This window comes from Kitasatospora nipponensis, from assembly GCF_039528135.1.
In the GTDB taxonomy this organism is placed as follows: Bacteria; Actinomycetota; Actinomycetes; order Streptomycetales; family Streptomycetaceae; genus Kitasatospora; species Kitasatospora nipponensis.
This window is the reverse complement of sequence record NZ_BAAALF010000244.1, coordinates 1-10312: the sequence shown is the minus strand read 5'-3', so window position 1 is coordinate 10312 and position 10312 is coordinate 1. Positions and strand designations below refer to the sequence as shown.

The window sequence follows — 10312 nt, the reverse complement described above, 5'->3', positions numbered from 1 at the left end:
GGTCCACCCACGGGCGCAGCGCCAGCTGCCCGTCGCGGATCTCCAGCCCGCGCCGGGCCGCGCGCCACTCCAGGTCCCGCAGCGCCAGGCGCTCGGTCCAGGCCGGCCGCGGCCGCTCCAGGGCGAGCCGCTGGTCGGCCCGGAAGACCAGGTCCCAGAGCGGTCGCAGCGCCCGGTACTCCTGGCGCCGGCGGGCCCAGGTCGCGCCGGCCGGGCAGCCGAAGCCGAGCGTGATCAGCACCGCGCCGAGCGCGGCGAAGAGCGGACCGAGCGCGGTGCTGAGCCAGTCCAGCCCGGTCGTCCCCGACCAGGCCGCGCCGATCGCGACCAGCTTGCAGAGCACGTAGCCGCAGGCGGTCAGCGAGCCGGCGGCGATCAGCCGCACCCCGCGCCGCAGCCAGCCGGACGGCAACTGGGCGCCGTGCCGCAGGCAGACCCGGCCGATGTCGATCAGCGCGAAGGCGAAGAGCCCCTGGTAGAGGGTGAGGAAGAGCGCGATGGCGCCGTCCGGCGCGAAGGTGGTGTCGAAGGTCAGCGGGGTCTCGGGGCGGCGCGCGCCGCCGGCCAGGAAGAGCGCCGTCATCGCCGCGAGCAGCACCGCGAAGAGCGCCAGCCGCCGGCGCACCCGGCGCCAGGTCTCCGGGGTGGCCGCGTCCCAGGGCCTGGCGGGGGTGCCGGCCGGCGCCGCGGGGTCGAACCGCTCGGCCGGCGGGGTCCAGATCAGGGCCAGCACCACGACGGCGGCCGAGAACCCGGTGATGCCCGAGTAGACCAGCAGGGTGGCCAGGTTGCCGAGGCCGGTGAGTCGGTCGATCAGCCGGTACAGCAGCGGGGCGGCGACCAGGAAGGCGGTCGCCGGCGAGGCGATCGACAGCGCGACGACCAGCAGGCCGCGCGAGGGCTCCCGGCGCCAGGCCCGGAACTTCAGCCCGGCCACCAGCCAGGAGACCAGACCGATGCCCAGGTAGACGGCGTCGAAGGGCAGTTCAGACATGCTGACCCCGTCGGTGCTCCAGCGCCGGGGCGAGCTGGGAGGTGGTGCCTGCGCCCGGGGCGAGCACCAGGATGCGCATCAGTTCGGCGCCCAGCACCTCGGCCTCCTCCTCGGCGGCGTCGTCGTAGTGCGAGCGGCCCAGGACCAGCCGCAGCACCTCGGGGTCGATGGTCGACAGCTCCACCAGGGCCTGCTCCTCGTCCGGGTGCGGGGGTTCGGCCAGGTGTCCGCAGAGCAGGTGGGCCAGTTCGTGGCAGACGATGTGGGCCCGGTGCAGGCCCGAGGTCTCCTGTTCGACGTGGATCAGGTCGGCCTCCGCCCGGCGCTCGACGAAGCCGGAGGGCTCGCCCACCCGCATCCGCCGCGGCTCCAGCCGCACCGGGCGCCCGGTCAGTTCGGCGACCGCCGCGCAGAGGTCCTCCACCGTGCTCATCGGCGTCAGCTCCAACTGCCTGGCCAGGGCCCGCATCCGGCGGCGGGTGCGTCTGACACCTTGCACGTGCTGCTCTCCCTCGGACAGTCGCCAGTGTCCCAGCGGCACCGCCCGGTGGGGGGCCGGGCGACGGGCGGTGGGGGCCCCGGCGGTGGGGTGGTCGGCGCTGGAGAGGCCGTCGGCGTCGGTGGGGTCCTCGGCGTCGGTGGGGCCGTGGTTCACGCCGCCGGGTGGCCGTCGTCGGGCAACCCCACCGCGCGGCGCAGTTGCTCGACCACGGTGAGCGCGGCGTCCTGCATCTCCGGGGGCAGCCCGGCCGCCCGCATGGCGATGCGCTCCACCCGGGCGTCGCGCATGGCCTCGATCCGGCGCAGGTCCTGCTCGACGGCCTGGGCGGTGGCGGAGTCGCTGAAGTAGTCCAGCGGGACGCCGAAGAACCTGGCGATCTTCACCGCGTTCTCCAGGCTCGGCTTCTGGGTCCCCTTGCGCAGGTTGCCGATGTACGTGCCGCTCAGGCCGGTCCCCTCGGCGATCTCCGAGTCACGCCAGGGCCGGCCGAGGTCCTTGGGGTAGATCACCTTGATCAGGCGCCGGAAGCGGGCTGCGAAGTCGGGGGAGTCCTGAGCGTCCGGGTGCGCGGAGTCCGTGACCATAGGGCGGATCATAGAACGTTCTGATGTCCCATCAGAATCCCCCGCCCGCCGAAATCTGCACGATCGTGGGGAGGAGAGCCGAAAACGGGCGAAATCCGTGAGGGTAGCGGAGGTTGGCCCCCTTGTCGATCCACGATAGTTGACAGGTCATCACCGTAGGTACAGGATCGGCTGCCGTAGACCGGGCTTCGGCGGCCGCTGCTCCACGGGGGTGGGCAGCGGCCCCGGCCCGGTCACTTCGCGTCCTTCGCGCCGGTGACGGGTCCCGGTCGTGGGCGCGGCCCGGAGACCTCAGCCGAGGGTGGGGTGGTCGGTGCGGGCGTCCAGGGTGAGAGCGCCGGCGTCGGTCCGCAGGGCGGTGGCGGTGAGGCCGATCGGCAGGTCGGGCAGGGTCCTGGTCAGGTCGCGGCCGAGGAACTGCGAGAGCTGGGGCCGCTGGCGCGGATCGACCGGACGGCCGTCGTAGGCGGCCGTGGTGGGGTGCGCGACCACGGTCCGCCCCTGGAGGGTGAGCGTGAGGTCCACGGTCAGCGGCCGGCCCAGCAGGTCCCGGCTCAGCCGCAGCCGGTCGGGGCCCAGCTCGGTCAGCTCGGACCCGGGGGCGAGCTGCTCGGCCAGGTCGGCCAGGGTGACCCGGAACCGGGCGTCGGGCTGGGCGGCCGTGTAGCCGCCGCCGTGCCGGCGCACCTGCCGGAGCCGGACGTCCGCGCTCACGGCGGGGCCCGCCGCGCCGCCGGCCCGCCGCGCCTCGACCCGGACCTGGTCGAAGGTGCCGGTGGCGGCCTGAGGGAGGAACGGGAAGCCCTCGACCGTCACGTCGGGCCGGGCGGCGAGCCCGGGCCGGGCGCCGGCGATCCGGTCGGCGATGGCGTGCTCGGCGAGGCCGGCGGCCAGCCGGTCGGCGCCGACCACCAGCGCGCCGCAGAGCAGGGCGGCCAGGGCGGCGAAGCGCAGTCGGCGGGTGGCGGCGGTCGGCGTCATGCGCGCGGCTCCGGGGTGCGGACGGCGGTGGCGGCCGGGGCCGGGGCCGGGACGGGGGCCGGGGTCGGCTCGGCGTGGGGAGCGGGGTCGGCCGGCCCCTCGATGGCCACGTGCGGCAGCAGCCGGTCCAGCCAGCCGGGCAGCCACCAGTTGGCCCGCCCGAGCAGCACCATCGTCGCGGGGACCAGCACCCCGCGGACCACCGTCGCGTCCACCCCGATCGCGGTGGCCAGGCCGAGCCCGAACATCTTCACCACCGGGTCGGCCACCAGGACGTACCCGGTGAAGACGCTCACCATGATCAGCGAGGCCGAGGTGATGACCCGGCCGGTCTCGGCGAGCCCGGTCACCACCGAGGCCCGGTTGTCGCCGTCGCGGGTGAACGCCTCGCGGACCGCCGTCAGCAGGAAGACCTCGTAGTCCATCGACAGGCCGAAGAGCACCGCGAACATCAGCAGCGGCACGTACCCCTCGATCGGGACCGGCCCGTCCAGGCCGATCAGCCGCGCGCCCCAGCCCCAGTGGAAGACCGCGGTCAGCACCCCGTACGCGGCGCCGACCGAGAGCAGGTTCATCACCGCGGCCTTGACCGCCACCACCGGGGCCCGGAAGGCGAGCAGCAGGAGCAGCGTGGCGATCGTCACCACGGTGGCGATGATCCACGGCAGCCGGGCCGCCAGCCGGGCGTTGAGGTCGGCCTGCGCCGCGGCCGCCCCGCCGACGTGCAGGCGCTGGCCGGTCCCGGCGCTCGCCGCCGGCAGGGTGTGCGCCCGCAGCTCGGTGACCAGTGCGGTGGTGGCCGGGTCGCTGGGCGCGGTGCCGGCGAGCAGCTGCCAGCGGGCGTGCCGCCCGTCGGGCGCGAGCTGGGCCGGGCCGACCGAGGCGACGCCGGCGGTGTGCTGCAGCGCCGCGCCGAGCGCGGTCAGCCGCGGGTCGTCGGCGCCGGTGGCCGGGGCGCCGTCGGGCAGCGTGTCGACGATCAGCAGCGGCGAGCCGGTGCCGGGGCCGAAGGCGGTGGTGAGCTGGTCGTACGCCGTGCGGGCGGCGCTGCCGCGCGGCTTGGAGCCGTTGTCGAGCCCGCCGAAGGTGAGCGCGGCGGCCGGGGCGGCGAGGACGGCGAGCAGTGTGGTGCCGGCGACCAGGTAGCGCCAGGGGTGGTCGGCGATGTGGCCGGCGGTCCGGGCCCAGCCGCGCGGGGCGGGGGTGGCGGTTCCGGCGTCGGTGGCGGCGGGGGCGGGGGGTCGCCGGCGCGACCGCGGGCGCAGGCGCTCCAGGCGCAGGCTCTCCAACCGGGGGCCGAGGAGCACCAGCAGGGCCGGCAGCAGGGTCACCGCGGCGGCCATCGCGACCAGGACCGCCACCGCCGGGGCCAGCGCCAGCGCGTGCAGCAGCGAGAGTCCGCCCAGCGCGAGGCCGGCCAGGGCGGTGATCACCGCGCAGCCCGCGAAGCAGACCGCCTTGCCGGCGGTGGCCGCGGTCGCGGCGGCCGCGTCCACCGGGTTCGATCCGGCGGCGCGCAGGGCCCGGTAGCGGGTGAGGCAGAAGAGCGTGTAGTCGATGCCCACGCCCAGGCCGATCATCGCGGCGATGGTCGCGCCGGCCGAGGGCATGTCCATCAGGTGCCCGATCAGGCCGACGGCGGCCAGGCTGACCGCGAGTCCGGTCAGGCCCAGCAGCAGTGGCAGGCCCGCCGCGACCACCCCGCCCAGGGCGATCAGCAGGATCACGGCGGCGGCCGCGATGCCGATCCGCTCGCTGAGCTGGGTGTCGGCCTTGCTGACCGCGGCGCCCAGGTCCCCGCCGGGCGTCACCTGCAGACCGGCGGCGGTGGCGGGCGCGGCGGCGGCGGTGATCCGCCCGGTGAGGTCGGGGGTGATCGCGCGTCCGCTGACGTCCAGCCCGATGGAGAGGTAGGCGGTGCGGTGGTCGGCGCTGAGCGCGCCCGACTGGCCCGACTGGAACGGGGTGGTGACCGCGGTGACGTGCGGCACCCGGGCGACGGCCTGCGCGGAGCGCTCGACGGCGGCGCGGTCCGCGTCGCCGTCCAGGGTGCCGGAGCCGGCGTGCAGCACCAGCGGGACGGTGGTGGCGGTGCCGGGGAAGGCCGCCGCCGCGGTGTCCACGGCCGCCTGGCTGTCGCTGCCCGGGATGGTGACGCTCTCGCTGGTGACCTTGCCGAGGCCGGCCACCGCGCCGAGCAGGCAGCCGACCAGCAGCAACCAGGCCGCCACCACCCGCCAGGGGTGCCGGGCGCACCGGCGTCCCAGGGATTCCACCATCTGAGGCTCCTTCGGTCCCGCCCCGTGCGCATTCATTGCACTCCGAGTGCAGCGAGATGGTGGCACTGTGAGTGCAATAATGTCAACGTGGACCAGGCGGCCCAGGCGGGCGAGGGAACAGGCGCGGATTCGGGCGCGGACTCAGGCACGGGTGCGGGTGCCGGTACGGGCCCGGTCGACGGCCGGACCGAGCGCGGCCGGCAGACCCGCGAGCGGATCGCGGACGCGCTGCTGGCGCTGCTCGACGAGGGCGGCGACCAGTTGGCCGCCGATGCCATCGCGCGCCGTGCCGGGGTCAGCCGCCGGCTGGTCTTCCACCACTTCACCGACCTGGACCAGCTGCTCGAGGTGGCCATCACCCGTCGGCTGGACCAGCTCGCCGCGCTGCTGGAGCCGTTGCCGCTGACGGCGGACCGGGCCGGGCGGGTCCGTGCGCTGGTGGACGAGCGCACCCGGATCCTGGAGGCGGTGACCCCCGCACGGGTGACGGTGATGCAGCTGGAGCGCCGTTCACCGCGGCTGCGCGAGGCGCGCGACGGTGTCTACCGGTTGGCGCGGGCGCGGCTGGCGGAGCTCTTCGCGCCGGAGCTGGCACCGCTGCCGGCCGCCCGGCAGCGGGAGGTGCTGCGGGCGCTGGACGCCGCCGCGGGCTGGGGGTCCTGGTACCACGGGCGCACCAACGGGCTGGAGCCGGCCGCGGCGGGTGAGGTGATGGCGCTGACCGTCACCGCGCTGCTGGAGCTGGCGGAACGCGAGGGCGGGCGGGGGGTCTGAGCGCGGGCGCGGGGCGTCGAGGCGCCGGGGATCGAGGCGCCGGGGCCCTGTGAACAGGGCGCGGGCGCGGGTGTCCGGCCGGGCGGGACGCGGAAGACCCCGTGCGCGCGCCGGAGGAGCGACGGGCCCGGTGTTCGGCCGCCGCTCGCGCGTCGACGTCGAGGACGTCGCGCCGGCGTCACCCCACGGGGTGGTCGGAGCAGGGGAAGCAGAGGGCTCCTCGCGGGAGCCCGGCGGTGCTCGGAGCAGCGCTCAGAGCAGGAAGAGCTTGGCGAAAGGTGTCGAGATCCGCTCCTGTCGGGAGCCGAAGTCGACCAGCACCGCGACCCGTCCGTCGCCCTCGATGCTGATGACCCGACCCAGGCCGTACTGGTCGTGGGTCACCCGGTCGCCGAGGCCGAAGTGCTTGGGCGGCGGAGGAGTGGCGGTGCGGAAGGGGCTGGTGGGCAGGGGACGCCGTGGTGCAGCTGAATTCGTCATTGGTCTCAGTATGCGCCCGGCGCGCGGTGCTGGGGTCGCTCCAGGGGGGCAAAATTTTCCGGATTTTTCTCGATCTTGCTCGTGGGCCCCCGTTCTGGCTCGAGCCCTGCTACAGTCGTGGTAGTTGCAGTTGTGGTTCCCATGAACTTTGTGTGCGCCTGCTGGAGTGATCGCAGGCGCCTTTTTGTTTCCCGGCTCGTTACGTACCGGGGTGGGTCATCATCGCGGCGACACGAGACTTGCGAAGACGTGAGTTTCGTACAGCCCTTGAAGGAGAAGTTTTTATGGCTAATGGCACTGTCAAGTGGTTCAACGCGGAAAAGGGCTTCGGCTTCATCGAGCAGGAGGGCGGCGGTCCTGACGTGTTCGCCCACTACTCGAACATCAACGCCAACGGCTTCCGTGAGCTGCTTGAGGGCCAGAAGGTCGAGTTCGACGTCACGCAGGGCCAGAAGGGCCCGCAGGCCGAGAACATTCGCCCGCTCTAGTACCTCCCGTTACCCGCATTTCATCGGGTAGCAACCGAAGACCGGTACCGCGCATCAGCGTGGTACCGGTCTTCGGCGTTTTCCGGGGCAGTGCCTTCCGCCCCCGTCGACGGTTTTTCGGTGGCCGCATCCCGGCGACTGGGCGAGGCTGGGGCGGAGAGACGTTTCCGGCCGGCCGGGGTGGTGGCGATGCCCGTATGGCGTTTGCGCGACTATCACGATGACGACCTGGACCAGGCGATCCAGATCTGGGACCAGAGCCGCCAGGTCGACGGCTCGACGCCCGTCTTCCCGGTCTCCGAGGTGATGGCGGTGGCGCAGACCGACCAGGCGGCGGTGGTCGCCCTGGTCGGCGAGGAGCTGGTGGGCATGGCGGTCGCCCAGGTGCACGCCGAGCGCGCCTGGATCCTGCTGGTGGCGCTGGCCACCCGGTGGCGCAACCGCGGGATCGGCAGCGCCCTGCTGGCCGACCTCGAGCGGCGGCTGCGCGCGCAGGGTGTGCGCCGGATCAGCGCGCTGCTACCCGACGGCGCGACCGGGACGACGGCACTGCAGAACTCCGGCTTCCTCGGCCGGCAGGGGCTGACCTACCACGAGCGGCTGGAGCCGCCCGGTGCGGCCGACTCCGAGGTGCTCGCGGCCGTCGGCGGCCGGCTGCTGCCCGGTGGACTCTGGGAGTCGGTGGCCGGCATGGAGGCCGAGAAGCGGGTGGTCGAGCGCCGGATCCTGCTGCCGCTGACCGAGCCGGCGCTGGCCGACCGCTACAACGTCGCCCCGCCGAAGGCCGTCATCCTGTTCGGGCCGCCCGGCACCGGGAAGACCAGCTTCGCCAAGGCGGTGGCCTCCCGGCTGGGGTGGCCGTTCGTGGAGCTCTTCCCCTCCCGGCTGGCGACGGCCGCCGGGGGAGGGCTCGCCGTCGCCCTGCGGGAGGTCTTCGCGGACCTCTCCGAGCTGGACGCCGTCCTGCTCTTCATCGACGAGGTCGAGGAGATCGCGGGCACCCGCTCGGGCCTGGCCGCCGATCCAAGCCACGGCGTCACCAACGAACTGCTCAAGCTGATCCCCGGCTTCCGGGAGCACGACGAGCGCCTGCTGGTCTGCGCCACCAACTCGGTGCGCTCGCTGGACCCGGCCTTCCTGCGTCCGGGCCGCTTCGACTACGTGATCCCGATCGGGCCGCCCGAGGCGGCGGCCCGGGCGGCGATCTGGACCCGCTACCTCGGGTCGGCCGCCGGTGGCGTCGACCGTGACCAGTTGGTGCGGGCCAGCGAGATGTTCACTCCGGCCGACATCGAGTTCGCGGCCCGCAAGGGCGCCCAGGCGGCGTTCGAGCGCGAGATCGAGCACCGCCTGGGCACCGCGGCCACCACCGAGGACTACCTGAGCGCCATCGCCGACACCCGGCCGACGCTGACCGCCCACGCGCTGGCGGAGTTCACCGAGGACATCGAGGCCTACAGCCGGCTGTGAACCGGCCCGGTCGCTCCGGTCGGACCGCGCGCCGCACGGCTCAGGCGAACGCGCAAGGTGGGGATCATGGGGATATCGGCGAACGGTTCGCGGACCACGGTTAGAGTCCGTTCGTGCGGATCGGAGGGCAGGGGGAGTGATGACTGCGGCATCGTGGCAGGGGGCGCTGGAGCGGCTCTGTGCTGTGCAGGTGTCAGAGCACGACGCGGACTTCCCCGATGAGCTCTTCGACGCGGTCGACGACCTGATCGAGGCCTACGGCGCGGACGACATCGCGGAGATCGTCTTCCAGGCGGTGGCCGCGGGGCGGGCGACGGCGGGTCAGGCGGTGGTCTTCCTCAACGTGGCGGTGTGGTCCGGGACGGACAACGGAAGCTCGATGAAGCGGACGCTGGACACCTGGGTGCGGGAGGCGAGCGACACGGTCCGGCTGCAGATCGCCCTCCACCACGAGGCCTACCCGCTGCCCACCCGGGCGGAGATGATCGCCAAGCTCGTCGAGATCGCCTTCGGGTTCCCGGAGCACCGCGCGATCTGCGAGCGCCACATCGCCGAGCGTCCGGCGGGCTGACCGGCGGCTGCCGGCGCGGGCCCGGGCGCGGGTGCACGAGATGGCGTGCCGGGCAACAGAAAAGCCCCTGACGGGTCATCCGTCGGGGGCTTCGTGCTGTTCAGAGGTGGTGGCCAGGGCCGGGGTCGAACCGGCGACCTTCCGCTTTTCAGGCGGACGCTCGTACCAACTGAGCTACCTGGCCGTACTGCACCGTCCCTCGCGGGACGAGCGATCCTGACGGGACTTGAACCCGCGACCTCCACCTTGACAGGGTGGCGAGCTAACCAACTGCTCCACAGGACCTCAACAGAGCCTTGCGACCCTGACTTTACTACGTGTACTGCTGTGCCCCCAACGGGATTCGAACCCGTGCTACCGCCTTGAAAGGGCGACGTCCTGGGCCACTAGACGATGAGGGCTTGCGGCCCGCCCGGCTGTTCTCCAGCGGTCGGGGACGTTCAGAAGCATATGGGATGCGGGCTGGAACGCCAAAACGGATTCGACCGGCGGATTCGAGCGGCCCCGGGCTCAGGACCAGCCGAGTTCGTCGAGCTCGTGGTCGTCGAAGCCGAAGTGGTGGGCCACCTCGTGGATCACGGTGGTGCGGACCTCGTCGACCAGCTGCTCGCGGGTGGCGCAGGCCCGGGCGGTGGGGCCGCGGTAGACGATGATCCGGTCGGGCAGGACGCCGGCGTACCACTCGCCGCGCTCGGTGAGCGGGGTGCCCTCGTAGAGGCCGAACAGGTCGGGGGTGGCGGGGTCGGGTTCGTCCTCGACGAAGACGGCCACGTTGTCCATCATCGCCGCCAGTTGCGGGGGGATCTGGTCGAGGGCGTCGCTGACCAGCATCTCGAAGTCGTCCCGGCTCATGTCCACGGCCCCATTGTCGGGCGTGGGGTGAGGGTGTGCCAGGTGATGGGGGAGGGGGAGTCGCGCGCGCCGGGGATCTCGTCGCCGCGCGGCCGTGACCCGGTGGCGCGCCGGGGCGTTGGGCACCGAAAGGGCCGCGGGTCGAGCGGTCGGGCGGGGTGCGCAGGAGAGGCGGCGGCAATGGTTCCGACGGGTTCGAGCGGGCGGTCGGGTGGGCGTGCGGTGCGGCCGGTCGGGGCGGCGGCGCTCGGTACCGGGGCGCGGGGCGCGGTGGCCCGGGCGCTGGCGGGCGGCGCCGGGTCCGGCGGCGGTCAGCCGGGCGGCGGGTCGGTGGTGG

Annotated in this window: 11 protein-coding genes and 3 tRNA genes; 4 read left to right on the top strand and 10 right to left on the bottom strand. The window is 73.8% G+C overall.

Annotated elements, in window-relative coordinates; all coding sequences use genetic code 11:
- From ABD323_RS36760 to ABD323_RS36740, 5 genes are all read right to left on the bottom strand, one after another.
- The coding region (locus tag ABD323_RS36760) for an MAB_1171c family putative transporter (RefSeq protein WP_344446437.1) at positions 1 to 994 on the bottom strand (994 nt) is incomplete at its 3' end.
- Entirely contained in the window at positions 987 to 1649 is a 663-nt protein-coding gene (locus ABD323_RS36755) for a hypothetical protein (RefSeq protein ID WP_344446436.1), read from the bottom strand. The genes ABD323_RS36760 and ABD323_RS36755, both read right to left, overlap by 8 nt.
- Entirely contained in the window at positions 1646 to 2080 is a 435-nt protein-coding gene (locus tag ABD323_RS36750) for a helix-turn-helix domain-containing protein (RefSeq protein ID WP_344446435.1), read from the bottom strand. Before ABD323_RS36750 ends, ABD323_RS36755 begins: the two co-directional genes overlap by 4 nt.
- A gap of 291 nt (positions 2081 to 2371) precedes the next feature.
- Positions 2372 to 3061 (bottom strand): LmeA family phospholipid-binding protein, encoded by a 690-nt coding sequence (locus tag ABD323_RS36745; RefSeq protein WP_344446434.1) that lies wholly within the window; start codon positions 3059 to 3061, stop codon positions 2372 to 2374.
- The gene (locus ABD323_RS36740; RefSeq protein ID WP_344446433.1) at positions 3058 to 5340 is read right to left on the bottom strand and encodes an MMPL family transporter; all 2283 of its coding nucleotides are present in this window, start codon (positions 5338 to 5340) and stop codon (positions 3058 to 3060) included. The genes ABD323_RS36745 and ABD323_RS36740 overlap by 4 nt, the downstream gene beginning before the upstream one ends.
- 87 nt (positions 5341 to 5427) lie before the next feature.
- Here ABD323_RS36740 and ABD323_RS36735 point away from each other — a divergent pair, with 87 nt between their 5' ends.
- Entirely contained in the window at positions 5428 to 6114 is a 687-nt protein-coding gene (locus ABD323_RS36735; RefSeq protein ID WP_344446432.1) for a TetR/AcrR family transcriptional regulator, read from the top strand.
- A gap of 252 nt (positions 6115 to 6366) precedes the next feature.
- On the opposite strand, the gene ABD323_RS36730 is transcribed toward ABD323_RS36735, so the two are convergent.
- Positions 6367 to 6594 (bottom strand): hypothetical protein, encoded by a 228-nt coding sequence (locus tag ABD323_RS36730; protein WP_344446431.1) that lies wholly within the window; start codon positions 6592 to 6594, stop codon positions 6367 to 6369.
- Positions 6595 to 6878: 284 nt separating this feature from the next.
- On the opposite strand from ABD323_RS36730, the gene ABD323_RS36725 reads away from it, so the two are divergent.
- The 3 genes from ABD323_RS36725 to ABD323_RS36715 all read left to right on the top strand — a co-directional run bounded on the left by ABD323_RS36725 (position 6879) and on the right by ABD323_RS36715 (position 9123).
- The gene (locus ABD323_RS36725) at positions 6879 to 7082 is read left to right on the top strand and encodes a cold-shock protein (protein ID WP_030918248.1); all 204 of its coding nucleotides are present in this window, start codon (positions 6879 to 6881) and stop codon (positions 7080 to 7082) included.
- A 138-nt stretch (positions 7083 to 7220) separates the two neighbouring features.
- Positions 7221 to 8552, top strand: a complete 1332-nt coding sequence (locus ABD323_RS36720; RefSeq protein ID WP_344446439.1) for an ATP-binding protein — start codon at positions 7221 to 7223, stop codon at positions 8550 to 8552.
- A gap of 190 nt (positions 8553 to 8742) precedes the next feature.
- Complete coding sequence (locus ABD323_RS36715) at positions 8743 to 9123, top strand: hypothetical protein (protein ID WP_344446430.1); 381 nt, start codon at positions 8743 to 8745, stop codon at positions 9121 to 9123.
- A 107-nt stretch (positions 9124 to 9230) separates the two neighbouring features.
- On the opposite strand, the gene ABD323_RS36710 is transcribed toward ABD323_RS36715, so the two are convergent.
- From ABD323_RS36710 to ABD323_RS36695, 4 genes are all read right to left on the bottom strand, one after another.
- A tRNA-Phe gene (locus tag ABD323_RS36710) sits at positions 9231 to 9307 on the bottom strand.
- A 27-nt stretch (positions 9308 to 9334) separates the two neighbouring features.
- Positions 9335 to 9408, bottom strand: a tRNA-Asp gene (locus tag ABD323_RS36705).
- 43 nt (positions 9409 to 9451) lie between these two features.
- Positions 9452 to 9524 (bottom strand) — tRNA-Glu (locus ABD323_RS36700).
- Between the two features lie 109 nt (positions 9525 to 9633).
- Positions 9634 to 9975 carry a metallopeptidase family protein gene (locus ABD323_RS36695; protein ID WP_344446438.1) on the bottom strand — a complete coding sequence of 114 codons (342 nt, stop codon included), beginning with the start codon at positions 9973 to 9975 and terminating at the stop codon, positions 9634 to 9636.
- Positions 9976 to 10312: the final 337 nt, after the last annotated feature.